The sequence below is a fragment of the Salinispirillum sp. LH 10-3-1 genome, from assembly GCF_030643825.1.
Lineage (GTDB): Bacteria > Pseudomonadota > Gammaproteobacteria > Pseudomonadales > Natronospirillaceae > Salinispirillum.
Genome location: NZ_CP101717.1, coordinates 1,576,785 through 1,600,980, shown reverse-complemented (window position 1 = coordinate 1,600,980; position 24,196 = coordinate 1,576,785). Strand labels below are relative to the sequence as shown.

Annotated in this window: 24 protein-coding genes and 1 other RNA gene; 16 read left to right on the top strand and 9 right to left on the bottom strand. The window is 52.6% G+C overall.

What is annotated here, in order from left to right; genetic code table 11:
- Positions 1–66 precede the first annotated feature (66 nt).
- From NFC81_RS07080 to dnaX, 8 genes are all read right to left on the bottom strand, one after another.
- A complete protein-coding gene (locus tag NFC81_RS07080) occupies positions 67–738 on the bottom strand; it encodes a YEATS-associated helix-containing protein (protein WP_304996828.1) in 672 nt (223 codons plus the stop codon).
- A gap of 105 nt (positions 739–843) precedes the next feature.
- Complete coding sequence (locus tag NFC81_RS07075; RefSeq protein ID WP_304996827.1) at positions 844–1,215, bottom strand: hypothetical protein; 372 nt, start codon at positions 1,213–1,215, stop codon at positions 844–846.
- Positions 1,215–1,661, bottom strand: coding sequence for a YcgN family cysteine cluster protein (locus tag NFC81_RS07070; RefSeq protein WP_304996826.1), 447 nt, complete (start codon positions 1,659–1,661; stop codon positions 1,215–1,217). The genes NFC81_RS07075 and NFC81_RS07070 overlap by 1 nt, the downstream gene beginning before the upstream one ends.
- Positions 1,661–1,957: a YcgL domain-containing protein gene (locus NFC81_RS07065; RefSeq protein ID WP_304996825.1), complete on the bottom strand. Its 297-nt coding sequence runs from the start codon at positions 1,955–1,957 to the stop codon at positions 1,661–1,663. The genes NFC81_RS07070 and NFC81_RS07065 overlap by 1 nt, the downstream gene beginning before the upstream one ends.
- On the bottom strand, positions 1,950–3,113 hold the full coding sequence (gene rnd, locus NFC81_RS07060) for a ribonuclease D (protein WP_304996824.1): 1,164 nt from the start codon (positions 3,111–3,113) through the stop codon (positions 1,950–1,952). The genes NFC81_RS07065 and rnd overlap by 8 nt, the downstream gene beginning before the upstream one ends.
- On the bottom strand, positions 3,106–3,699 hold the full coding sequence (recR, locus tag NFC81_RS07055) for a recombination mediator RecR (protein WP_304996823.1): 594 nt from the start codon (positions 3,697–3,699) through the stop codon (positions 3,106–3,108). Before recR ends, rnd begins: the two co-directional genes overlap by 8 nt.
- 9 nt (positions 3,700–3,708) lie before the next feature.
- Positions 3,709–4,035 carry a YbaB/EbfC family nucleoid-associated protein gene (locus NFC81_RS07050; RefSeq protein ID WP_304996822.1) on the bottom strand — a complete coding sequence of 109 codons (327 nt, stop codon included), beginning with the start codon at positions 4,033–4,035 and terminating at the stop codon, positions 3,709–3,711.
- Between the two features lie 23 nt (positions 4,036–4,058).
- Positions 4,059–6,110, bottom strand: a complete 2,052-nt coding sequence (gene dnaX, locus NFC81_RS07045) for a DNA polymerase III subunit gamma/tau (protein ID WP_304996821.1) — start codon at positions 6,108–6,110, stop codon at positions 4,059–4,061.
- Positions 6,111–6,379: 269 nt separating this feature from the next.
- Here dnaX and NFC81_RS07040 point away from each other — a divergent pair, with 269 nt between their 5' ends.
- Positions 6,380–8,245, top strand: coding sequence for a hypothetical protein (locus tag NFC81_RS07040; RefSeq protein WP_304996820.1), 1,866 nt, complete (start codon positions 6,380–6,382; stop codon positions 8,243–8,245).
- Positions 8,246–8,301: 56 nt separating this feature from the next.
- On the opposite strand, the gene ffs is transcribed toward NFC81_RS07040, so the two are convergent.
- Positions 8,302–8,398: signal recognition particle sRNA small type (gene ffs / locus NFC81_RS07035), an RNA gene on the bottom strand.
- Positions 8,399–8,585: 187 nt separating this feature from the next.
- Here ffs and NFC81_RS07030 point away from each other — a divergent pair.
- The 15 genes from NFC81_RS07030 to NFC81_RS06960 all read left to right on the top strand — a co-directional run bounded on the left by NFC81_RS07030 (position 8,586) and on the right by NFC81_RS06960 (position 24,195).
- Complete coding sequence (locus NFC81_RS07030; protein ID WP_304996819.1) at positions 8,586–9,548, top strand: DUF523 and DUF1722 domain-containing protein; 963 nt, start codon at positions 8,586–8,588, stop codon at positions 9,546–9,548.
- Entirely contained in the window at positions 9,545–10,906 is a 1,362-nt protein-coding gene (locus tag NFC81_RS07025; RefSeq protein ID WP_304996818.1) for a deoxyribodipyrimidine photo-lyase, read from the top strand. Before NFC81_RS07030 ends, NFC81_RS07025 begins: the two co-directional genes overlap by 4 nt.
- 25 nt (positions 10,907–10,931) lie before the next feature.
- On the top strand, positions 10,932–11,399 hold the full coding sequence (locus NFC81_RS07020) for a nuclear transport factor 2 family protein (RefSeq protein WP_304996817.1): 468 nt from the start codon (positions 10,932–10,934) through the stop codon (positions 11,397–11,399).
- Complete coding sequence (locus tag NFC81_RS07015; RefSeq protein ID WP_304996816.1) at positions 11,396–12,190, top strand: SDR family NAD(P)-dependent oxidoreductase; 795 nt, start codon at positions 11,396–11,398, stop codon at positions 12,188–12,190. Before NFC81_RS07020 ends, NFC81_RS07015 begins: the two co-directional genes overlap by 4 nt.
- Positions 12,191–12,211: 21 nt before the next feature.
- A complete protein-coding gene (locus tag NFC81_RS07010; RefSeq protein ID WP_304996815.1) occupies positions 12,212–13,489 on the top strand; it encodes an FAD-dependent oxidoreductase in 1,278 nt (425 codons plus the stop codon).
- Between the two features lie 3 nt (positions 13,490–13,492).
- Entirely contained in the window at positions 13,493–14,287 is a 795-nt protein-coding gene (locus NFC81_RS07005) for a DUF1365 domain-containing protein (protein ID WP_304996814.1), read from the top strand.
- Positions 14,287–15,531: a cyclopropane-fatty-acyl-phospholipid synthase family protein gene (locus NFC81_RS07000; protein ID WP_304996813.1), complete on the top strand. Its 1,245-nt coding sequence runs from the start codon at positions 14,287–14,289 to the stop codon at positions 15,529–15,531. The genes NFC81_RS07005 and NFC81_RS07000 overlap by 1 nt, the downstream gene beginning before the upstream one ends.
- A complete protein-coding gene (locus tag NFC81_RS06995) occupies positions 15,528–16,043 on the top strand; it encodes a DUF2878 domain-containing protein (RefSeq protein ID WP_304996812.1) in 516 nt (171 codons plus the stop codon). Before NFC81_RS07000 ends, NFC81_RS06995 begins: the two co-directional genes overlap by 4 nt.
- 27 nt (positions 16,044–16,070) lie before the next feature.
- A complete protein-coding gene (locus NFC81_RS06990) occupies positions 16,071–16,784 on the top strand; it encodes a hypothetical protein (RefSeq protein ID WP_304996811.1) in 714 nt (237 codons plus the stop codon).
- Positions 16,785–16,788: 4 nt separating this feature from the next.
- Complete coding sequence (locus NFC81_RS06985; protein WP_304996810.1) at positions 16,789–17,100, top strand: hypothetical protein; 312 nt, start codon at positions 16,789–16,791, stop codon at positions 17,098–17,100.
- A 93-nt stretch (positions 17,101–17,193) separates the two neighbouring features.
- The gene (locus tag NFC81_RS06980; protein ID WP_304996809.1) at positions 17,194–19,656 is read left to right on the top strand and encodes a GGDEF and EAL domain-containing protein; all 2,463 of its coding nucleotides are present in this window, start codon (positions 17,194–17,196) and stop codon (positions 19,654–19,656) included.
- Positions 19,653–20,303 carry a 7-carboxy-7-deazaguanine synthase gene (gene queE / locus NFC81_RS06975; protein ID WP_304996808.1) on the top strand — a complete coding sequence of 217 codons (651 nt, stop codon included), beginning with the start codon at positions 19,653–19,655 and terminating at the stop codon, positions 20,301–20,303. Before NFC81_RS06980 ends, queE begins: the two co-directional genes overlap by 4 nt.
- Before the next feature lie 213 nt (positions 20,304–20,516).
- A complete protein-coding gene (gene acnB / locus NFC81_RS06970; RefSeq protein WP_304996807.1) occupies positions 20,517–23,090 on the top strand; it encodes a bifunctional aconitate hydratase 2/2-methylisocitrate dehydratase in 2,574 nt (857 codons plus the stop codon).
- 112 nt (positions 23,091–23,202) lie between these two features.
- Positions 23,203–23,568, top strand: coding sequence for a response regulator (locus tag NFC81_RS06965; RefSeq protein WP_304996806.1), 366 nt, complete (start codon positions 23,203–23,205; stop codon positions 23,566–23,568).
- 15 nt (positions 23,569–23,583) lie between these two features.
- A complete protein-coding gene (locus NFC81_RS06960; protein ID WP_304996805.1) occupies positions 23,584–24,195 on the top strand; it encodes a histidine kinase in 612 nt (203 codons plus the stop codon).
- Position 24,196: the final 1 nt, after the last annotated feature.

Sequence of the window (24,196 nt, the reverse complement as noted above, 5' to 3'; positions counted from 1 at the left end):
AAATTTTTGCCTCGCCAGATTTTCGCCTCCGAGGTTACTAGCTGCACCCTACGGTGTGCGCAGCAGTCAGATAATCTGCTGCAAAAAGCGACGCCCCTGTTCAGTAACGTACCAGCGCACCCCTTTCAAACCGTTCACCCGACCGGCCATACCGCGAGCAACCAATAAGTTCAGCGTCTTAACCAGGGCACCTTCTTCATATTCGGTGTCTTTGCTTAAACCGCGCAGGGAACGAAAGATGTATCGGCCGCTGCCCAGACTCTTGAGGACATTTGTTGCCGTTACATCAACTTCATCCGGCAAAGGAACGGCACCATGATTGTCGTCGTCGGAGGCTTCATTTTCAGTTTCGCTTTCGATCATAGGCGCTATCTGCAGCTCCAGCGCATGCACTAAATGCTCTAACTGCTCTGAGCGTTCACGCGCCGTGCGAGCGGTTTCCATAATGCGATCAGTGGTACTGATGATAAAAACACGTGACGCCAACGCCGCAATCAAACAGAAACCGGCGAACAACACGAACTGCCCTGGATCACCTTCACTGGATGCGATCAAGTCGCTACCCAACAGGCTCAGCACAACCGGTACCATAAAGGAAGCCGCACCGCCCACCACCAAGCTGCGCGGCAAACTGACCACGTCAGGGTCATGCTGGCCATGCAAGTAATAGTTCACTAGCCCGCCGAACAGGCCTGCCATCAACATAACGGCAATCAATACAAAAACGTGCGTTAACATCGGTTTCTCCCGGAGCTGTGTAAGCAATTAATCAGTAAAGCCAGACGCCCATAAAAAGCGTCAGGAACAACGTATTTACTAGAGTTGCATCAATTTTCGTGCCAATCATTCCTCGGAGGCACCGGGGTTCCCGGGTTCTGCTTGGCGCTTACGCAACAGATCAAAGCCAAGTTTAGCAAACAACGCCACGGTGCCGACCAGTATCAATACAATGACGACACCTAATATTTCCAGCATTGTGCGTACGCCAGAGTCCATCAACTCAAAACCGCCGACGATGAAAGCCGGAGCATAATAGGTTTCGGGCTCTTGACCTTCCCAAGGTACAATCAACACCACCGCAATGACATAGCGTAAGTACCAGCGCAAACTGGCCCAAGGTAGCCGCGTTGTGCCGATCCACAGCAAGCCATACAGGATAAGGGATACCACGGCGTAAACGCCCCATGCAATCAGGTAACTTTGATAATCTTCCATCACTCTGCCTTAAAAATAATGTGATCTTCCCACTCGTCTTCCGGCACTGCATCATCAGGAATAACGGGCCAGTGCAAGACGGATTTGCCTTTCTTCAAGGTCGACAAGGGCTTACCCGTGCGCAGCGGGTGCCAATTCGGTAAATCCTTGCCTTCATGGACCAGTCGATACGCACAGGTATCGGGCAGCCAACTTAATGCGTCCAAATCCTCGGGCTGCAACCAAATACAGGCAGGCACCTTTTCATGCCGTGTTTCATAAACCTTGCAACGGCATTGAGCGTCAAGATACCGACACACCAGCCGTGTATAGAATACTTCACCAGTGTCTTCGTCTTCTAATTTTTGCAAACAGCATTTGGCGCAGCCGTCGCACAAGGATTCCCACTCGCTTTTCGACATCTCAGTGAGCGACTTGGTTCGCCAAAAGGCATCTTGATCTTTCATCACAAGCCCTCGTAACGGCCTGAGGTATCGCGGTACAGGTCCAACAAGTAAGGCTCTTTCGGTGGTGGCATTTGCAGATAAAAGCCCTGCTCATCCAACGCCAACAACACCGTTTCCGCCTTGGCGCGCGCCAGCTTACGCTCGGGCGTAAGCAGCATATCGGTGACTTTAATGGGTTTACCAAAAAGCTCTAAAAGCTCTTCTGGGACACGCGTCAGTGCGTCTTTGCGCAACACATAGACATAGGTTTCGTCACGCTTCGATGATTTGTAAATCGAAATCATCTGCTTAGTCATGCGGCACTTCCTCGGTCATTGTTGCTTCTGGCCCAAAACGCGATAACAAGCGCTCCGTCAGGGCATCGCCATACAACGCCCAACGCCACCCCTGCCAAGACTCGGGCACAGTAACGACACCGCGCTCCACGGCCTCCACCACCACCGTTTCAAGATCTTTCTTGCGATACAGGTACTCACGCGGCAATCCAGCCTCTTCGGCAATACCGGTCAACAGCTCGCGCGCCGACTGAAACGCCGGCGAATACTGAATGCGCAGCGGGCCTTGAATGGGCGCTGGAAACTGATCCGCTGCTACGTTATGTGACGCCTTGATCAAGGCAAAGATCCAATCACTTTCTTTGCGCAAAACAGACGGCTTGATCTCGGTCAGTTCAGCGACCCGAGCCACTTCGGTCGGGCGCTTCAAGGCCAGGGTAACCAAGTCGTTGTCACTGATCAGCGCCTTACGATTCAGGTTCAGCTCTTGGCAACGCTCCTCCCGACGCGCTGCCAACTGCTGAATCAACCACAGCTTATTGCCTTTAAGCTGCCAGGCTTGGCGTAGGTTCTGATAATGGTCCAGCGCATCACGGCGCGCCAGCTTGGTCGCCAGACGATCGACATCCTCGCGCACCCAGTCAAAGCGTTCGAGTTTATCGAGGCGCTCCTGCAAAGCAGGATAAATACGATAGAGATAATTCACGTCATTGGCGGCGTATGCGCATTGTGCATCGGTCAGCGGGCGCGCCAGCCAATTGCTTTGTGTTTGATCTTTCGGTACATCAATGCCCAGTTCGTCAGCAACCAAGCCAGCGTAACTTTGCGTACCGCGCCCACCCAAGAAGCCGACCGCCAGCTGAGAATCGAAACCGCCTTGTAGGGGTTCACGCAGCAACAGCGAGAATATTTCCAAGTCTTCCTCGCCAGAGTGAAATACCTTGATAACATTCGGGTCGGTAAGCAACGGGTGCAATATGGCGGACAGATCGTTAATTTCCAGCGGATCAATCAAATACTGCGCCGTGCCATCACCCACTTGCAGTAACCCTAACTCTGGGTAGTAGGTCCGGCGCCGTACAAATTCTGTATCTACAGCAATAAAGAGTTCTTGTTGCCAACGCGCACAATGCTCCCGCAAGGTGGCGTCGTCGGTGATCATAATGTAATCAGTCATGGTGCTCCGTGCGTCCGCTCAAGGCCATTGATAATGTCGCCGGATCCAAGCGTGACAGTTCTTTTCCTAGCGGAATGCCTTGGGCTAACCGACTGATTTTTACCCCAGTCGATTTAATTTGGTCATGAATATACTGTGCTGTCGCTTCACCCTCGACCTGCGGATTCAACGCCAAAATCAGTTCATCTATGCCACCGGCAGCCACTTGATCCAGCAGCTGCGGAATACCCAACTCCTCCGGACCAATGCCATCCAACGGAGAAAGATGCCCGTTCAGCACATAGTAACGCCCTTCGAACACGCCGGTTTGCTCAATCAGGTAGAGGTCGTCGAGCGACTCAACCACGCAAATCGTTGCCTGTTGGCGTTCTTCGTCACTGCAGATGTCACACAGCGGAGACAACGATAACTGCCGACATTGCGTACAGGGCTTCAGCGTTTGCAACGCTTGCTGCAAACTGGTGGCCAGTATCTCAGCTCCACTGCGATCGCGTTGCAACAGGTGCAAGGCTAATCGTCGTGCTGTCTTGGGGCCGATGGTCGGCAAACCTCGCAATGCGGCAATCAGTTCATCAAGGGTTTCCATAGAGAGAACTCAGAATGGCATCTTAAAGCCGGGTGGCAGACTCATGCCTGCCGTAAGACCTGACATTTTTGACTTGGACGTTTCATCGACTTTGCGCACTGCATCGTTTACTGCAGCCGCCAACAAGTCTTCCAGCAGCTCTTTATCTTCGGTCATCAAGCTGTCGTCGAGTTCCACTTTGCGCACGTCGTGACGTCCGGTCATGGTCACCTTAACAAGGCCCGCCCCGGATTCACCGACGACTTCCATATTGCCAATTTCTTCCTGCGCTTTTTGCATTTGTTCCTGCATGCGCTGGGCCTGTTTCATTAAATCACCCATGCCACCTTTCAGCATGTTGCACCTCATCTATTGTTCAATTAATTGGAGACGATTGGCTCGATAGTGTCGGTCAGTAACACGCCGCCCATTTCTTGTTGCAGAGCCTGAACGAAACGGTCGTTCTGCAGTGCCTGTTTCGCCTGTTCAAAAGCTTCACGACGTAAACGCTGTTGCCGTTGATTCAGCGTTTCGCCCGTACAGGTGCCAAAGGTCACCACCACGCGGTCTATCGGGCAGCTAATGCTGTCCATGCTGGCAATCAATCGAGGCAGCATGCTTTCCTGATACAGTCTTTGATAGGCTTCATCGACCAGTAACGTCAGTGTAGCATCTCGCAGGTCGACCACCACGGAATTCGCGGCCAGCGTCAAGAGAACCCCTTGCAGCTCAAGGGCAGGAATTATGTCTGGCCAAAGGTCACCCAGCGCATCGACATCATCCGCCAAGCGATCCAGCGCTTGTTGCGTGGCCGCCGGAAATACCAGAAAACCATCGGAACTCGACTCATCCGCAGGCGCAAGATCACCCATGCTCGCCAGTTCTGGATTCAGGCTCGCAGTTTCTGTGATCGCTGGCTCTTCATCACTGTTTTCATCGACGGGCGACTCATAATGAGCGGCAGGCGCATTGGGCGCATTTATGTCATCGTATTCGTCATCCGCTGATGCAGGCAGCTCCTGATCACTGTAGTCAAGTGACTCAGGCGCCCAAGGAGGTTGATCGTCTTGCGTGACTTGCTCAACCGTTGGCGCAGGCTCTGCTGGCTCTGGCTCTGGTTCAGCAACAACAGGATCAGGCTCTGCAACAGCCGCCTGAACCACTTCGGGTTCTGGCGCAACACTTAATGCCTCCACACGGGAATGCTCGTCAACCTGCGGCTCCGGATTCGACGGGGCCGGTGTTGCCGGCTCAGGCTTTGCTTCGTCAGGAGCACCCTGCTGCTCGGCTGGTCGCACGGACGCTGATGGTACAGCAGCGCTTGTTGGCACCGGCCCGCGATAAGCGCGCTTTACATCCGGCGTAAACGCCAACATGCGCAGCAGAGCCATTTCAAACCCTTGGCGCGCTTCGGGTGCCGAGGCTAAGTCTTTGTGCGCCTGCAATCCCAACTGATAATAAAGTTGAATATCGTCCGGAGCGAACCGTGCGGTAATGGCTTTCAACGCTTCTTGATGCAAGCGTACCTCATAACCCGGCGCAGCTTGCAGCACCGCTAACTGGTGTAACAAGGTCAATACATCGGCCATCAGGTGCTGCCAGTTTGGCGCAAATTCTGCCAAGGCAGCGACTAGCCGCAGTATCTTGTCAGCATCTTGCTCGGCCAAGGCTTCCAGCAACGACAAGATCTGGCGGGTGTCGACCGTACCCAGCATTTCGGCCACTTCGGCTTCTTGAATACGCCCCTGCCCATAGGCTACGGCTTGGTCGGTCAGACTCAAGGCATCACGCATGCTGCCTTGCGCCGCCTTGCCAAGATGAACCAAGGCCGCGTCTTCAAAGGGGATGCTTTCTTTCTGCAGAATGTCGCGCAGATGGTCCACCACCATATCGGGCGTCATGCTTTTTAGATTAAACTGCAAACAGCGCGACAGTACCGTCACCGGCAATTTTTGCGGATCGGTGGTCGCCAGCAAGAACTTAACGTGCGGCGGTGGCTCTTCAAGCGTTTTCAATAAAGCATTAAAGCTGTGGTTCGACAGCATGTGTACTTCGTCGATCAGGTACACCTTATAGCGCCCACGGGTCGGTTGATACTGCACATTCTCGAGCAATTCGCGCGTGTCTTCGACCTTGGTGCGTGACGCGGCGTCCACCTCAATCAGATCAATAAACCGATTTTCAGCGATTTCTAAGCAGGCGCTGCATTGCCCGCACGGCGTCGAACTCACCCCTACTTCACAGTTCAGGCTTTTGGCAAACAACCGGGCTAAGGTAGTCTTCCCTACCCCACGGGTACCTGTGAACAAATAAGCATGGTGCAGCCGTTGGTTATCGAGCGCATTTACCAGCGCTGTCAGCACGTGCCGTTGACCAACCATTTGGGCAAAGGTTTGAGGGCGCCATTTTCGTGCTAGAACTTGATAACTCATTGACCTGTGGACTCTTTTTTCGTCGACCTCCAATGCTACCGACTCTCGCCGCGAAGCGCCAGCCTAAGCGACACTCACAAAGATGTTGACCCATGTTTGACGAACCGAAAATGCTCTCCTATACCTAATATTTGAGAGTGCTCAATGATCAAAACTCGTTAACTATAGGTGCCTACGCAAGGAAGCGACTCATACAACACTGTCTCGATGAAGGAACCGAACAGGCCTCGACAGCGCCTATTCGTTCACCCGACATGAGGACGTACACGATGAACGACCGCTCCCCCAATGTATACCGCTCGACCCTCCTAATGACTCTTCTTGCTACTGCAACGCTGATTCTCTCTGGCTGCAACGATGACAATGACGGCGGCGGCAATAAGAACCAGAAAGAAGCTAACCCGCGCATGCTCACAGCAATGAAAACATCACCGGCGGTCGACGCCCAAACGCCGAATGCCTTGCGCTCTGAAACATCAGCACAAGCACAAAGTCTGCTTATACGATCGATCACACCCCGAGATGACGATGGTGGCGATGACGGGAACGGCTTTAATGCATTCAACTTCTGTGACGGAGCTTATGGTGGCCAAGCACCAGAAGAAGATCGAAATGACTATCTACTGAGCGCGTGTTTAGTGAGCTATGCCATGAAGGAAACTTTTTTCTCAGGCTTCCTCACAGACATTCGCACCTCATTAACCCGCATCGACCAAGCCATCAACCCCTTTATTGACCCTGAGCGCTACTACGCCTGTGCCGATCCCGACTCGGACGATTTTGTCGAGGGGGTGATGACTCCAACCCTTATCTTCGCGAACGGCGATGACATTACAGGTAAGGGAATACCAGCCAGCATTCCAGTGAACTGCTTCCAAAACATTGACCCCGAGAGTGGTCTCTGGGTGGCCATGGGACTTGATGAAGACGGCACCCTTCGGGTCGTTGAGGGGAATAATGCGGGTCGCAACACCTCTTTCATCACCCTAACCGCTGCTGGCGATATTGATGCGTGGTTTACCGTTGACATGCTTAAGGACGATTTTCCCACTGATGGGACAAAAGATGACTATGATGACTCAGACAGCGAAAACATTGTTGAAGCATACAAAGGATCTACCGGCCTCTATCGTGTCTACTCTGACGCCAGCTCTGGCTTAATCCAAATGTCCGTAGTCGGCTCACAGGGCATGGGTGAAGCGGCCTGTGGCATGCGCGTGATGACCGATGGCGTCTTCTTGTATTTCAACGGCAACATCAATTCGTCGCGTGGCGGCTGCTACGACGGAGACGTCCAGCATGCTGGCCTATTTGATGAGGACCTCGTCGAATTTGAAGTCTGCATCAAGGTCGATGGCGACGACTTCGAATTCAAAGAAGACCTAACCGACTGTGAAAATCGCGGCATCGCGCCCGTTGCTATAGATGGTTCTAGCGAGAATGTCACAGTGGATGAACTCTTCGATATCTCACTGATCACTCGCGAAGAATTTAAGCCCTACAACGTGACCAGCCTATTCAATCAAGCCCCAACCTTAGCCGGTACAACAACCACGATGACCGACACCGGGTATGTTGAAGTGCTGCCGCCAGTAGCAGACAGCGCCACTTTGGACGGATACATTCGTGGCGATCTGTTCTTCCGGGTAGACAGCAGCCCTGATGCAGCAGCAACTGGTTTCTGCGCAGACGTTAACGTTGCAGGCGAAAACCCGGACGTGCCTGTGGCGGCTCGCGTGCTCTTAAAAGGTTCTGATTTTTCGCAAGAGGAATTGGACCATTTCAACAACTCGCCGATTCGACAAATCGTCACAGAAATCACCAGCGGCTACCGCATTGCGGCGAACTTAGAGTATTGGGCAGACTATGACGTTGACGTTGCTGCTGGGGTGGTTGACAGCAGCCCACTGATTTCATGGAACAATCAGACAACCCCAAGCGACCGCAAAGGAATTCGCCTCGTGCACGAACTGCAGCCAAGCTTCACATTAGCCGCCGATGACGAGATTGAAATCACATTGGACGGAGACACGAAGTACGGCTGTAACCCACAAGAGGGTAATAGAGTTGCGATAGCGCGACCTAACTTGGGTCGCAGCAGCTTGAGGTATTTCCGTCCGGCAGACGGTAATTAAGCACTGGACCTCTAGGAGTGGCTTTTGACCGCTCCTAGGGGCGAAGATGGAGATGTCCCAACCAGCCACACCCCGGCACATGACGTCACCACTACCGTTGCTCCCTTCCGGGCCTGGCGGGGTTCGCGGATAGTCATTGCGAGGGGACCGGCTGGGCCACCACAACAGGGCGCGAACTATACCCATAGTCGGGCCTACTCGCAACCCCCAGCGAGCCGATAAAAACCTCCTTTTCGCCTTCTTGCGTTGTCAAAACTGTCTCCACTTTTGCAGATCCAGCTCTTTAGAAAATACGTATACTCGGACAAATACATTAATCTTTTGAGACTATACTGAAGCCATGTCTATTCCGCACAGCAAGCCTAAAATTGCCATCAGCGCCTGTGTTATGGGCGACGAAGTCCGCTACAACGGCGGCCACAAGCGACACCGTTGGGTGACCGATGAACTTGCTCCTTTCGTAGAATTTCAGAAATTCTGTCCCGAGTTTGAAATTGGCTTGGGCGTACCCAGAGAAACCATTCGTTTGGTTGACAGTCACGGCGACGGCGTGGTTCAGGCGGTCTCGCACAGCGGCGACAACAACGTCACTGAGCCCATGCTGGCCCTCGCCGATCAGTATGCCGCGAACGCGCCTGACTGGGACGCGGTGATTTTCATGCACAAATCACCCAGTTGTGGCATGAAGGACGTCAAGCTGTACGGCCCGAAAGGCATTCCAAATGAAACCACCAGCGGGTTGTTTGCTGGCCGCATGCGCCAGCACTTGCCCTTCCTGCCCATGGAAGAAGCCGGGCGTCTGAACGACCACCAGATTCGTGAGCACTTTTTAACGCGAGTGTTTGTGCAACACCGCTGGCGTATGGATGACCCGGCGCAGTCAGCCAAGGCGCTGCTGAGCTTTCACTCGCGCAGCAAGTACCTCATCATGGCTTATTCATACCCTGCTTATCAGGCACTCGGCAAACTGTTGTCGGACCTCACCGTCCGGCCGATCGCTGAGATCGCAGCGGATTATTACCTGGGTCTGTGCGAAGCGCTCAGCAAGCCTGCAAGTCGCGGTCAGATCACCAACGTGTTGCAGCACATTCAGGGATATTTAAAAGACAACCTAAGCAGCGAACGTCGTCAGTCATTGCGCGACACCATCGACAAGTATCAAGCCGGTCGGGTACCCATGATCGTACCGCTGACGCTGCTGCAGCATCACTTGGAAACGGTATGGGACGATGATGCTTACATTCGCAATCAGTATTTCTTGAACCCCTACCCGGAAGCGCTGGGCCTAAGGAATACCATATGAAGCTGGTGTGGCTGCGTACCAGCGTGCGCTTACTGGACAACCCCGTGTGGTCGTTAACTGGGCTTGATAACTCGACGTCGGTACCGCATCGGGTTGTGCTTACCCCGACGCCAGAACAGTATCGTCAACACGGTTACGGCGAGCGCAAAATAACACCCTGGCTGGCCCAATTTGCCGCGTTCGCCGAGCATTTACGTGCGGCTGGTATCGATGTTGAGTTAACTGAACTGCCATCCTATCGTGCAGCGGCGGAACACGTACTCGAAACGGCTGAACGCGTAAAAGCCAATGAGGTCATCGCCGACCGGGAGTACGGGCTGAACGAACGTCGCCGGGACAGCTGGTTGGGTAAACGCTTAAAGACACTCGGCATTCCTCTGACGCTCACCAATGACCGCGTCACCTATGCCCCCGAAAACCTGCTGAACCTGCAAGGCCAGCCGTTTAAGGTCTATACCGCCTACAAAAACGCGTGGCGTAAGCAATGGGCACACACCCCACAGCCCCCCTACCCGCGCCCTAATTGGGCCAGTACCCTGCCGCAGCCGGAAGAGGACGCCCAGCACAAGCTCAATGAGTATGTCGACGACAAATTGCGACACTATGAGCAAGCCCGCAATGAACTCACGCAGCCGGTGGTCAGCGGCTTATCGCCACTGATCGCCAACGGCTTACTGACCACTCGGCAGGCGTTCGCGGCGGCGCCCAACGACAGCGACGCGGCACTACACTGGTTGAACGAGTGGATCTGGCGGGAATTCTTTCACGCCGTGGCCTATCACTTTCCGGACATCTACCTTCATAAAGCGTTACAGCGCTGGACCGATGATGTGCCATGGTCGAAGGACGTGCAGTTGTTTGAGCGCTGGCGCGATGGCCAGACGGGGTACCCGATCATCGACGCCGCGATGCGTCAGTTAAAAGCCACCGGACAAATGCCGAACCGAGCGCGCATGTTCACCTCGGCGTTCTTGTCGAAGGACCTGCACGTAGACTGGCGGCTTGGCGAAGCGTGGTTTCTAGATCAACTCGTTGACGCCGACTTCGTGGCTAACAACGGCAACTGGCAATGGGGTGCCAGCACAGGCGTCGACGCAGCACCCTATTTCCGTGTTTTTAATCCGCAACGGCAGGCCGAAAAATTTGATCCTGACGGCACTTATATACGTACATGGGTAACAGAGTTAGCAAACCTTCCTGGCAAAGCAGTGCATAATCCATCACCGATGGAACGTGCTGCCCTAGGCTACCCTGAGCCAATAGTGATCCACGCTGAAGCAGCAGCCCGTACTAAGCAGCTGTTCGCGCAAGCAAAAGAGCAATATTTCAGTGTTCAGCCCGAATCCAGCAGTCAGTGACAACGATTAAAGAGTGACTAAGACCATGACCACAGCCAAGACCACCATTCCGAACCAAGATGGGTCCACTATGATCGAGCACATTCAACGCACGTATAAGCGCATCAACGCTGAGACGCTTGATCAAGGCATTCTGGCGGATCTGTACACGGCAGACGCCGAGTTCATTGACCCATTTCACCATATGAAAGGTCTTGCCACGCTCGACGTCTATTTTAAGAAGCTCTACAAAAATGTTCGATCCATCGACTTCGAGTACGGCGAATGCGCTCAGAACGGCGACCAGATCTTTATGGAATGGGTCATGACCGTAGAACACCCTAGGCTGCGCGGAGGTGTGCCAGTTAAACTCAACGGCGTCACGCGCTTTGTGCTTGAAGGCAACAAGGTGCGCATACACCACGACTATTTTGACGCCGGGCAAATGCTGTATGAAAACCTGCCGGTGCTCGGCAGCATCATTCGTAAAATCAAAGACAGGATGGCGAAATGAAATCCATTACTTGGCTCGTAGGCGCATCCACGGGTATCGGTGCAGCCCTCGTCAATGAATTAGCCGCCGATGCAGAGACCCTGTACATCAGCTCGCGTTCAGCCGACAAATTGAATACCTTGGCCGAACAGCACAGCAACGTAAAAGTGTTGGCGTTCGACGTGAATGACGCCACGGCGCGCAAGCAAGCCATCGCCGAGATCGAACAACAATCCGGACGATTGGATTGCATCGTGCTCAACGCGGGGACCTGTGAATACGTCGACTTGGAATTGGGCGATACAGATCTAAGCCTCTATCAACGCGTGCTCGACACCAACTTTCACGCCCCCGTCGCGCTGACGCACGAAGCCCTGTATTTGCTGCGCAAAAGCGACAATGCGCGCATTGTCGGTATCAGCTCCAGCGTGATTTTTACCCCACTGCCGCGCTCACAAGCCTACGGCAGTTCGAAAGCCGCCTTCACCTATTGGCTGTCCACCATGGCCATTGACCTGAAAGGCGAAGGCATTCGCGTGCAGATCGTATCGCCGGGCTTTGTGGACACCCCACTGACGCAAAAGAACGACTTCAAGATGCCTTTTCTGCTCAGCCCGGAGAACGCCGCGAAGCGTATTCGGAAAGGTATTCAGCGCAACCAAACGCACATTCATTTCCCGTGGCGTTTTACCGCATTACTGCTGATAGAAGGCCTGTTGCCCTTGTCGTGGCAACATGCATTAAACAGCAAGCTGAGCCGTAACAAGTCGGATAACAGCAAGCCGGTCAGCACCCACACGAAATCTCATTAAGCAGTATGAAGGAGAGCGCACATGCGCCAACGGATTGCCATCATCGGCACAGGAATTTCAGGTCTGACCAGCGCCTATTTGCTGCACCAAGACCACGACATCGAAGTCTTTGAAGCCAACGACTACATCGGTGGCCACACCAATACCGAAGACGTTGAGGTGGACGGCAAGCACTATCCGGTCAACACCGGCTTCATCGTCTACAACGATTGGACGTACCCCAATTTTCACAAATTAATAGAGCGCTTTCCGGCTGTTGAGGGCCAGAAAACGGTCATGAGTTTTTCCGTCAAATGCGAACAGACCGGCTTGGAATACTGCGGCCGAGACATTCCATCCTTGTTTGCTCAAAAGCGTAATTGGCTGCGCCCACGTTTTTACCGCATGGTGCGGGACATTCTGCGTTTCAACAAACAAAGTCTGGCGTTATTAGAAGCCAACGCCATCGATCCAAACCTGTCATTGGGTGATTTTTTAAAAGAACATGGTTATGGAGATTGGTTCGTTAACAAATATATCGTACCCATGGGTGCCGCTATTTGGTCGTCCGGCGAGCACGACATGATGCGCTTCCCCGCTCTGTTCTTTGTCCGTTTCTTCAAAAACCACGGCCTGCTGTCGGTTAAAAACCGGCCACAGTGGTACACATTGATTAATGGTTCACGCAGCTATGTTGAGCCTCTTACCTCTGGGTTTAAGGATCGTATTCGTCTCAATACGCCTGTACGCTCCGTCGTCCGCACCAAAGATTCAGTAGTTATTAAAACAGATAATGGTAATAAAGAGTTTGACCAGGTGATATTCGCCTGCCACTCTGACCAAGCATTGCGATTATTGTCTGAACCTACGGCCGATGAACGCGAAATCTTGGGAGCCATACCCTATGCGAAAAACGATGTCGTACTGCACACCGATGATCGATTGCTACCGAAACGGCGTAAAGCTTGGGCGGCTTGGAACTACCATATTCCCGCTAGCAGCAATGCTTCTGGCGCACAATCTGCTGTATCGGTTACCTACGATATGAACATTCTACAGAACTTCGACGACGCCCCCGTCACCTTCTGTGTGACGTTGAACTACGACGGCCACATTGACCCTCAGAAGATCATCAAGCGATTTGAATACGATCACCCGGTGTTCACACCGGAAGGCACCGTCGCCCAAGGGCGCTATCACGACATTGGCAACAAAAATCGCACGCACTTTTGCGGTGCTTATTGGTTTAACGGCTTTCATGAAGACGGCGTAAACAGTGCCTTGCGTGTGGTGAAAGACCTTGGCGCAGTGGGGTTATAGTCGATGACCGGGCAGCTACACAGTGGCATCTACACCGGCCTCGTTGGGCACGAACGATTGCGGCCCAAGAACCATCGCTTGGAATACCGCGTCTACATGATGTACACCGACCTGGACGAAGTCGAAGCCATTGCCAAATTGCACCCCCTATGGGGTGCGTTTAAGCGCAACCTGATCTGGTTCAAACGTAATGATTTCATGCGCCCGACGAACAAGCCGTTGAAGGACGCTGTGTTGGACTTGGTGGCTGAACGCACGGGTCACCGCCCAACCGGTGCGGTGCGGGTCATGACACAATGGCGCAATTTTGGCCTCAGCTTTAACCCCGTATCGTTCTACTTCGCGTTTGACGCCGGCGACGACACAACCCCAGTTGCCATTATCCCGGAAATCACCAATACCCCGTGGCTTGATCGTTACCAGTATGTACTGACACCCGAACCACGAGGCGATGGCATTGCAGCAGAGGGGAAGAAAGGTGATAACTGGGTTTTTAAGGTCAAAAAAGACTTCCACGTCAGCCCATTCCATCCGATGGATCATGACTACGAGTGGCATTTTGGCGTGCCGGGTCAAGAATCGACTATGTATTTGCAGAATAATGATGCAGAAGGAAAGATATTTTCAGCATGGATGCATTTGCAGCGTCAGGAAGTGAACCGGCGCTCTCTGGGTCGCGTAATCTGGACATATCCTGTCATGACATTGCAGGTGCTATGGGGCATTTACAGTCATGCAGCACGATTGTGGTTTAAGAAGGTGCCTTTTTTTCCGCACCCGCAACGAGGAATAAAATAATGAGAATTACTGGCGACCAGGAACTGGCAACGAGCACATCAACAAGCTTCTGGCAGCGTTTGATGTTCCGTGCGTTGCAGAGCCACATTACAGAGGGCTACCTGGTACTGGAACAGGACGGTCAGACATGGGCGTTTGGCGATGCGAACAGCCACTGTCGCGCCGTCGTCGAAATTCGTGATAACGCGGTCTATAAAGAATTCGTACTGGGTGGTGGTCTGGGTGCCGCTGAAGCCTACGTAATGAAGCTCTGGGATACACACGACCTGACCGCAGTAGTACAAGTATTTGCGCGCAACTTGAAGGCCTTAGAAAGCAATAAGTTAATGGTGTCGTTCCGTAAAGCACTGTCGTGGCTCGATCACCAATTTAATCGCAATACAATTAATCAGTCGCGCCGTAACATTGCTGCACACTACGATTTAGGGAACGACCTGTTCGAAAAGTTTCTCGACCCACAAATGATGTACTCTGCTGCGATGTACCCCGCGGCCAGTGCTTCATTGGAAGATGCGCAAACTTTTCGGTTACACCGCATTTGTCAGAAGCTGGATCTGCAACCGCAAGACCATCTGTTAGAAATCGGTACCGGGTGGGGCGGCATGGCGATATTTGCCGCTAAACACTATGGATGCCGGGTAACCACCACCACGATTTCTCAGCAGCAGTACGATTACGCTGCACGCCGTGTTGCCGAAGAAGGCTTGGAAGATCGCATTACCCTATTGCTGCAAGACTATCGCTTATTAACGGGCGAATACGACAAGCTGGTTTCATTGGAAATGATTGAAGCCGTGGGCCATGAGTACCTATCTACCTATTTCAAAAAGTGCGATACCTTATTAAAACCCAACGGTGCGATGCTACTGCAAGCCATCACCATTGCGGATCAACGCTACGACTACTATCGCAAGAGCGTAGACTTCATCCAAAAGTACATCTTCCCGGGCGGTGCCCTGCCGAGCATTTCACGCATGGCAAACGAGGTCAGCAAGGTCACCCAGATGACGGTAAAGCACATGGAAGACTTTGGCCCGCACTATGCTCGCACGTTAAAAGATTGGCGTGAGCGCTTTAATCGCCAGTCCGAACAACTACACGAACTCGGATACGACGAGTCTTTTCAGCGGCTGTGGAATTACTATTTTGCCTATTGCGAAGGCGGTTTCTGGGAGCGCAACATCGGGGTCGCCCAACTCCTGCTCGCCAAGCCCGACAATCGTCGCGAGTCGATAATGCCATGATCAAACCTTGGATGCATGGCGTTATATACCAAGCCACGTTCTTTATTACCGTGATGCTCGGCAACATCTGGGCACTGGCTTGGTCTGCCCTGTTACTGTTTACCGTTGTATTTAAGCAGCCGAAACCCGTGTTGGCGTTTATTGCCCTGGTCACAGTGGGAGGCTATTGCGTTGACTTGCTGATTCAAGCCGCTGGGTTGATTCAGTTCACCGGCAACACCCTACTCGGCCCTATTTGGCTGTTTGTGTTGTGGATCGGTTTTGCCAACGTTATCTGGCATCTGGCGTGGCGTATTCCGATGCTATGGCTACAAATCCTGCTGGGCGCGGTTTCCGGCCCTCTGTCTTATTTTGGCGGCGCCAAACTGGGTGCGGCGGAACCTATGGACACTGCTGGCATCATCGCTTACAGCCTATGGTGGGCCTTCGCTTTTCCCGCCGGCATTGCCTTAAGACATGCGTGGCAAAAACGCTTTCTGGATGATCCCAGCAGCGCACCAACATCAGATTAACACTTCGAAGAATACGTGGAGTACACCATGAAATTGATCAGCATTGGTTTGCTTGGTCTGCTCTTGAGCACCGGTTCGACAGCGGCCAACTGGGACTTAATGGGCACGGCGCGTGACCCTGAAACCGGTTCGTTAATATACCGTGAATTCCATCGAGTCAATATCAACAGTGATAATTCCAAAACTCGCGTGGTGGAGTACCGGGATGAAGATGACGAGCTCATGGTCATCAAAACCCTGGTTACGCCCGAGGGACGCCCATATCTGCCAGAGCTAGAGTGGGACGACAGAATTCAGAGTTCAACGATTATCGGCCGGTTTAACGAAGGCATCTACCAACAGCGCATCGATCGCCCTGACGGCAACACAGTGGAACGTGCGCAATTGTCTGACCTTCAAAACACAGTTTTGGATGCTGGCTTCGATCAGTATCTGCAAGATCGCATGACCGACATCATCGACAACGGCCGTATAGATTTCGATTTTTTGTCCTTGGGCGCCGGTCGCACCTACGCGTTCACGGCACAGTTGCAGTCACTGAACGACAACACCATTGAAGTGCGCGTTGCACCACGTTCGGCTATTATCCGCTTCTTCGTTGATCCCATTGATCTAGTATATGACCGTGAGACCCTGGCACTGCAACGTTACCAAGGCATCACCAACTTCCGCCGTGATGGCAGTATCGTGAATGCCATCATCGAATACGAATACCTAACAAACAACTCCACAGAAGGCTAATCCCATGTCGCAGCGCCCACAGTTTTGGCTTCGTGTCGGTTTGTTTCTACTCGGCACCGCTTTTTTACTGCAAATAATTTTGGCCGCACTTTCGGTCAGTATTTTTGTCGAAGGCCCGATGATTGGCGGATTGGTCTGGGGCAAGGTGACGCTGGTCGATCTCTATCTCGGATTTATTATCAGTCTGCTGTTTCTATGGATGCTGGAACCGCGCAAGCTACTTGTACTGCTGTTTGTGCCGCTGTTCTTGGTGATGGGTAATTGGCTTTTGTGCTGGTATTTAGCCTGGCGCTGGCCGCATTTATTTAGGAATTGAGACAAATCAACGCACTTTCTGTTGCTTCTTCGCTTGCCCTAATGCAGTCATTTACTCTACATTTAAGCTCTGTAGTCATAGAGTTGTTGATGCATGACGATGAAGTTAGGTCATCACATAGCGGTGAAGCTCGCTTTAGTGAGCGTACTGGTGGCCCTAGTTCTTGGGCTCGTACTTGGCGCGGTTCAGTCTTTAGTGGACTACCGCGCTGAGCGCGAGCGTATTGATCAGACCATCGAATCGCTTTTACAAGCCTACGAACCGGCCGCAGCTCGCGCTATATATAATCTGGACACCCTACTGGCGGAAGAAGTCACTAACGGACTCATGACCTATGATTTCGTCACCCGCAGTTTGGTGGTCGATGAGCTTGGCAATGAACTGGCCAGCAGAGAACGCAGCGTCGCAACCAGAACAGACCCGTCGGGTATGCGTCGCCTGATCCCGACAGAACAATCGCCCTACTCCATCGCTATCAACATAGCCGGCGCTGAGAGTACTGGCACACTGATTCTAGAAATTGATCCACTGATTGCGCTTGAACCCTTCGTACAGCGCTCTGGCACCGGACTCCGCCTTGCCATTCTGCGGACCATGATGATTGTGGCAGCCTTGTTCTTAGCGGCCCACTGGATGGTGACCCGGCCTTTGACGATTTTGAGCCAGCGATTCCGCGATGTTGACCCCACCGTTGAAACACTGGAAGCCTTGCACATCCCACATCACAAAGAAGATGAGCTGGGTGTTCTGACTGACAGTGCTAACCGCTTTGTTAAAACCGTACAAAACCTTTTGGTCGAACGCGATCGCGCAGAAAAAAGCAGCCAAGCGGCCTATGAAAACATTCGTGAGCTGGTCGACCATCTCCCGCAAATCATTTATGTCGTTAACCATGAACATCGTTTAATGGTGGTCAATCGAGCATTTGCAGCGTTATTCGGGCGCAAACCGACGGATCTTGACCAAGCCCCTGTAACTTCCCTGCAGGGCTATGTCAGTGCAAACATCTGGCATAAACTGTTTGATCCCGATCAGCTAGTGCTCGCCAAACAAGAAGCGCTGCAGATTGCTGAGCAAACCATCGTTGGACGCGATGGCCGTGAACGCGTCTTCGAATGCCAGAAATTCCCGCTCGATTACCGGGGTGAGTCGGCGGTCTTGTCCGTCAGCATCGATATCACTGAGCGACGCCAAGCGGCTAAACACATTCAACATTTAGCCTACCATGACAGCCTAACAGGGCTGCCTAACCGCAACTATTTGTTAGAGCACCTCGATCAAATTCAGGCGCAAGCTGCAGACGCCCATGAACACGGCGCACTGATCTTCGTAGACCTTGATAACTTCAAGAACATCAATGACTCCCTAGGCCATGCCGCGGGTGATTTTGTGCTCTGTGAGGTGTCTCGCCGGTTGGTTGCGCATGCTCAAGATCAAGATACGGTCTCCCGGTTAGGCAGTGACGAATTTGTGCTCTGCATTCCCAATATTTCTCACCGAGGCAAAGAAGCTCTCTTCCACGCTGAGTTTAGGGCTAATGTCATCCGTGAATTAGTTGCCGCGCCGTTTTGGTTTGATAATCAGCGCCTCAACGTCACGGCCAGTATCGGTATTGCCGTGTTCCCGGATGCTGAACTGGCAGCCACCGACTTATTGCGCAATGCCGATATAGCGATGGTCACGGCCAAAAACCTCGGCAAAAACACCTGCCAAGTCTTCCAGCCCAGTATGAGTGAAGAAGCGAGTCGTCGTTTGGCTTTGGAAACCGGCTTGCGGCAGGCCATAGAAGAAAATCAATTCTTCCTGACCTACCAACCACAGGTAGACGTGTCGACCGGCGAGATAACCGGTGCGGAAGTATTACTACGCTGGAAACACCCTGAGCGCGGCATCGTCTCTCCCTTAGAATTTATTCCGACACTGGAATCGACGGGCTTGATTGTGCAAGTAGGCCGCTGGGTGTTAGATACCGCCTGTCGAGACTTGGCCCAATGGGTGACCGACGGACTATGGCACCCTGGTATGCGCCTTGGCGTAAACGTCAGCGCGCGTCAGTTTGCGCAAGCCGACTTTATTCATCAGGTGCGCCATTCGACCGAGGAACATGGTATTTCACCCAGCTATCTGGATATGGAAATCACCGAAAGCATGCTAATCGAGCAAATGAAAGAAACGGTAGAACGCATGCAACAACTGCGTGACTACGGAGTATTCTTCTCCATTGATGATTTTGGCACCGGATACTCTTCGCTGGCTTACTTGAAGCGCCTGCCCATCGATGTGATCAAAATTGATCAGAGCTTTATTCGTGACATTACTGACGACGTTAACGACGCCGCCATTGTAGAGACTATTTTGGCGATAGCCCGCCACATGAAGCTGCATACCGTAGCGGAGGGTGTAGAAACAGAGCAACAATTGACCTTCCTAAAGGCTAACGGCTGCCAGCGCTATCAGGGTTACTATTTTTCACGCCCGGTCGTTGTTGAAGACATGACCGCATTATTGCAAAATCAACCCGTCACCCCACATCGCCAAACAGGCACTACTGCATGACCTATAGCGTAAAAGAAGCCTTCTATTCACTGCAAGGAGAAGGTGCTCACACGGGTCGCCCTGCAGTATTCTGTCGTTTTACCGGATGCAACCTATGGAGCGGCCGCGAGGTTGATCGCATATCGGCCGTGTGCTCTTTTTGCGATACCGACTTTATCGGTACCGACGGCCAACACGGCGGAAAATTCAAAACAGCGGAGTGTTTAGTCGAGCACATCTTGGCCCTGTGGCCACCGGGTGAAGCGCATCGTTACGTTATTTTTACCGGCGGAGAGCCGCTGTTGCAGCTTGATGCAGCACTGATTGACGCCATGCATGAAGCCGGATTCGAAGTCGGTGTAGAAACTAATGGCACCCTCCCCGCACCTCCAGGTGTGGATTGGCTGTGTGTATCCCCGAAAGGCACCGCCGACGTCGTGATTAAAGAGTGCGACGAATTGAAACTGGTCTATCCACAAGCTGACGCCACACCCGAACGATTCACCCACATTCTGGCCAAACATTATTATTTGTCTCCGATGAATCCACCACGAGCAGACTTAATCTCTCCGCAGTCTAACAACGTTCGTGCGACCATTCGCTACTGTCTAGCCCACCCCAAATGGCGTCTGACACTACAAACTCACAAAATATTGGGGGTCGATTAACACGCCATGGCGCCCCACTATCACCAAATCAAATAGTGAAATTCTGATTTGCAAATACCGCCACACCCCTTGCTCTATTAACTTTTTCGCCCTAATACACTACACTTACGACGTTTTTCCGGCCGTGATGATTGTTCAGTCACCCTGCCTTTTGGTGCGGTTACCATGCACCATAGTCATCACGCCCCCTGACAACTGAATGGAGAATCCACCGTGTTAGAAGCCTATCGTAAACACGTAGAAGAACGTGCCGCACAAGGCATCCCACCTAAGCCTCTTAACGCTGAGCAAGTCACCGCTCTGGTGGAGCTTCTGAAAAACCCACCGAAAGGTGAAGAAGAATTTATTCTTGATTTGATCGTCGAGCGCGTACCGCCGGGCGTTGATGAAGCGGCTTACGTTAAAGCAGGCTACTTATCTGCAATTGCCAAAGGTGAAGACCAAAGCCCGCTGATCAGCAAAACCCGCGCTGTTGAGCTGCTGGGCACTATGCTCGGTGGTTACAACATCGAGACTCTGGTTGGTTTACTGAAAGACGCCGAGTTGGGCGCCGTCGCCGCTGAACAATTGAAAAAGACTTTGTTGGTCTTTGATGCCTTTCACGATGTGGCAGAGCAGGCCGATGCTGGCAACGCCAACGCAAAAGCCGTTATGCAAAGCTGGGCGGACGCTGAATGGTTCCTGAACCGTGCGCCACTGGCTGACAAGATTACCCTGACGGTATTCAAAGTCCCCGGTGAAACCAACACCGATGACCTCTCACCTGCGCAGGACGCCTGGTCACGCCCGGACATCCCACTGCACGGCTTAGCCATGCTGAAGAACCCGCGTGACGGCATGGAACCCAACCCCATTGCCACCATTGAAAACCTGAAAGCCAAAGGTCACCCCGTAGCCTATGTCGGTGACGTGGTAGGTACCGGTTCGTCACGTAAGTCCGCCACGAACTCTGTGCTGTGGTTTACCGGTGACGACATTCCTTTTGTACCGAACAAGCGCGCCGGCGGCTTCTGCTTGGGCGGCAAAATTGCCCCCATCTTCTTCAACACCATGGAAGACGCTGGTGCCTTGCCAATCGAGCTGGATGTTTCTGAAATGAACACCGGCGACGTCATCGACATTTTCCCGTATGAAGGGAAAGTAGAGAAAGACGGCAAAGTGATTACTGAATTCAGCCTGAAAACTGACGTGCTGTTGGACGAAGTTCGCGCTGGCGGCCGTATCCCACTGATCATCGGCCGTGGCTTAACTGACCGTGCCCGCGAGCAAATGGGCTTGGCACCGTCTGACGTATTCCGTCGTCCGGGCGTAACTGAGCAGAGCAACAAAGGCTTCACACTGGCCCAGAAGATGGTCGGTAAGGCTTGTGGCACCACCGGTATTCGCCCTGGCCAATACTGCGAACCCAAGATGACTACGGTTGGCTCGCAGGATACTACCGGTCCGATGACGCGAGATGAATTGAAAGACCTGGCTTGCCTAGGCTTCTCAACCGATCTGGTGATGCAGTCGTTCTGCCACACCGCAGCGTATCCCAAGCCTGTTGATATCGACACACAGCACACCCTGCCCGACTTCATCATGAACCGCGGCGGTGTGTCTTTGCGCCCAGGTGACGGTATCATTCACTCGTGGCTGAACCGCATGTTGCTGCCGGACACCGTGGGCACTGGTGGCGACTCGCACACCCGCTTCCCTATGGGTATCTCCTTCCCTGCCGGTTCTGGTTTGGTGGCGTTTGCTGCAGCCACAGGCGTTATGCCTTTGGACATGCCTGAGTCAGTGTTGGTGCGCTTTAAAGGCAAACGTCAACCGGGCATCACATTGCGTGATCTGGTTCACGCCATCCCGTATTACGGCATCAAAGAAGGTCTGTTGACTGTTGAGAAGAAAGGCAAAATTAACGAGTTCTCTGGCCGCATTCTGGAAATCGAAGGCCTGGAAGAGCTGACGGTTGAGCAAGCGTTTGAATTGTCAGACGCTTCTGCCGAGCGCTCTGCTGCTGGCTGCACCATCACCCTGTCTGAAGACTCGGTAGCAGAATACCTGCGCTCAAACGTTGTTATGCTGCGCTGGATGATCGCCAATGGTTACGGCGACCCACGTACCCTTGAGCGTCGCGCTAAAGCGATGGAAGAGTGGTTAGCCAGCCCATCGTTGATGCGTGCTGACAAAGACGCCGAGTACGCGCACGTCATCGAAATCGACATGTCAGAGATCAAAGAGCCAATCCTGTGCGCACCGAACGACCCGGACGACGCTCGCTTGCTGTCTGACGTGCAAGGCGACAAGATCGATGAAGTCTTCATCGGTTCTTGCATGACCAACATTGGTCACTTCCGCGCTGCTGGCAAACTGCTCGAGCAGCATAACGGTTCGCTCAGCACTCGCCTGTGGGTTTCTCCGCCGACGAAGATGGACCAGCACGTTTTGATGGAAGAAGGCTACTACAACATCTATGGCCGTGCTGGTGCGCGCACCGAGATGCCAGGTTGCTCACTGTGCATGGGTAACCAGGCACGTGTCGCCGCGAAGTCTACAGTCGTATCCACGTCTACTCGTAACTTCCCGAACCGTTTAGGTGATGGTGCAAACGTCTACTTAGCCTCTGCCGAGTTGGCTGCTATTGCATCGGTTTTGGGTAAGCTGCCTTCTCCTGCAGAGTACTTGGAATACGCTAACAAGATCGACAGTATGTCGGGTGAGGTATATCGCTACCTGAACTTCGACAAAATGGACGACTTTGTTGCTGCGGCCTCTTCGGTGATCGCGACTGACGCGGCGTGATCGTAAATACGCGGGCATGACTTGCCAATAAAAAAAAGCCCTGCAACAGCAGGGCTTTTTTTGTGTTATTGTCCTAAACTTATCAGTATTAGAATTAGTAGCCTATTTGACCATGTCGACTCCAATCCTAATTTGTGATGATTCCAGCTTCGCGCGCAAACAAATGGCGCGTACGCTGCCGCCCGACTGGGACGTCACCATCAGTTATGCCGAGAATGGCTTAGAAGCCCTGGACGCCGTAAGAGCGGGCAAGGGCAACATTATGTTTCTCGATCTCACCATGCCCATAATGGACGGCTATCAAGTGCTTGAGGTCATCAAAAAAGAAGACCTACCCTGCATGGTGATCGTCGTTTCGGGAGATGTACAACCAGAAGCGGTCGCCCGAGTTAAGCAACTCGGCGCACTGGACTTCATTGAAAAACCCATAGATCCAGACAAGACCCGTCAAGTTTTGTCAGAATTTGGCATTTTATAGGGGCATTGTTCAATCGTGACTGAACAACTACTGCTAAACGAAGAGCAACGCGACTGCTTGCAAGAGCTTTCTAACGTCGCAATGGGCCAGGCAGCCAGCCTGCTAGCTCGTTTGCTTGATGTTTTTGTGGAATTGCCTATCCCTAAGGTAAATGTCATTGAGATCACCGATCTCCATATGGCGTTGCAAGCGCTGGATGGCGAAGAGCGGTCCTCTGCCGTCTGCCAGGGTTTTGCTGGCAATGGCGTTACCGGCGAAGCCATGCTCATCTTTAACGATTCCAGCTTTGAAGACATTGCAGCACTGATGGCTTATACCGGCCAACAATCTGATGACATTGAAATCGAATTACTGATGGATGTTGCCAACATCCTGATCGGTGCCTTCATTCGCAAGTTTTCCGAACAGGTTGACCTGAATTTTAGCCAAGGCCACCCCACCGTTCTGGGGCAGCATCAGCCTATTCGTGATCTGTTGAAACCCACCAACCACAGTTGGCACAAGACGCTTTCTATAGAGATCAGCTACAACATTGAGAACCATAACGTTCATTGCGACCTACTGGTGCTCTTTACCGAAGAGTCACTGCCCGTGCTCTGGAAAAAAATACAGTACCTTTTGGATTAAA

Coding starts and splice junctions, on each gene's coding strand:
- NFC81_RS07080 (WP_304996828.1), bottom strand. CDS start 738: ATGTTAACGCACGTTTTTGTATTGATTGCCGTTATGTTGATGGCAGGC.
- NFC81_RS07075 (WP_304996827.1), bottom strand. CDS start 1,215: ATGGAAGATTATCAAAGTTACCTGATTGCATGGGGCGTTTACGCCGTG.
- NFC81_RS07070 (WP_304996826.1), bottom strand. CDS start 1,661: ATGAAAGATCAAGATGCCTTTTGGCGAACCAAGTCGCTCACTGAGATG.
- NFC81_RS07065 (WP_304996825.1), bottom strand. CDS start 1,957: ATGACTAAGCAGATGATTTCGATTTACAAATCATCGAAGCGTGACGAA.
- rnd (WP_304996824.1), bottom strand. CDS start 3,113: ATGACTGATTACATTATGATCACCGACGACGCCACCTTGCGGGAGCAT.
- recR (WP_304996823.1), bottom strand. CDS start 3,699: ATGGAAACCCTTGATGAACTGATTGCCGCATTGCGAGGTTTGCCGACC.
- NFC81_RS07050 (WP_304996822.1), bottom strand. CDS start 4,035: ATGCTGAAAGGTGGCATGGGTGATTTAATGAAACAGGCCCAGCGCATG.
- dnaX (WP_304996821.1), bottom strand. CDS start 6,110: ATGAGTTATCAAGTTCTAGCACGAAAATGGCGCCCTCAAACCTTTGCC.
- NFC81_RS07040 (WP_304996820.1), top strand. CDS start 6,380: ATGAACGACCGCTCCCCCAATGTATACCGCTCGACCCTCCTAATGACT.
- NFC81_RS07030 (WP_304996819.1), top strand. CDS start 8,586: ATGTCTATTCCGCACAGCAAGCCTAAAATTGCCATCAGCGCCTGTGTT.
- NFC81_RS07025 (WP_304996818.1), top strand. CDS start 9,545: ATGAAGCTGGTGTGGCTGCGTACCAGCGTGCGCTTACTGGACAACCCC.
- NFC81_RS07020 (WP_304996817.1), top strand. CDS start 10,932: ATGACCACAGCCAAGACCACCATTCCGAACCAAGATGGGTCCACTATG.
- NFC81_RS07015 (WP_304996816.1), top strand. CDS start 11,396: ATGAAATCCATTACTTGGCTCGTAGGCGCATCCACGGGTATCGGTGCA.
- NFC81_RS07010 (WP_304996815.1), top strand. CDS start 12,212: ATGCGCCAACGGATTGCCATCATCGGCACAGGAATTTCAGGTCTGACC.
- NFC81_RS07005 (WP_304996814.1), top strand. CDS start 13,493: ATGACCGGGCAGCTACACAGTGGCATCTACACCGGCCTCGTTGGGCAC.
- NFC81_RS07000 (WP_304996813.1), top strand. CDS start 14,287: ATGAGAATTACTGGCGACCAGGAACTGGCAACGAGCACATCAACAAGC.
- NFC81_RS06995 (WP_304996812.1), top strand. CDS start 15,528: ATGATCAAACCTTGGATGCATGGCGTTATATACCAAGCCACGTTCTTT.
- NFC81_RS06990 (WP_304996811.1), top strand. CDS start 16,071: ATGAAATTGATCAGCATTGGTTTGCTTGGTCTGCTCTTGAGCACCGGT.
- NFC81_RS06985 (WP_304996810.1), top strand. CDS start 16,789: ATGTCGCAGCGCCCACAGTTTTGGCTTCGTGTCGGTTTGTTTCTACTC.
- NFC81_RS06980 (WP_304996809.1), top strand. CDS start 17,194: ATGACGATGAAGTTAGGTCATCACATAGCGGTGAAGCTCGCTTTAGTG.
- queE (WP_304996808.1), top strand. CDS start 19,653: ATGACCTATAGCGTAAAAGAAGCCTTCTATTCACTGCAAGGAGAAGGT.
- NFC81_RS06965 (WP_304996806.1), top strand. CDS start 23,203: ATGTCGACTCCAATCCTAATTTGTGATGATTCCAGCTTCGCGCGCAAA.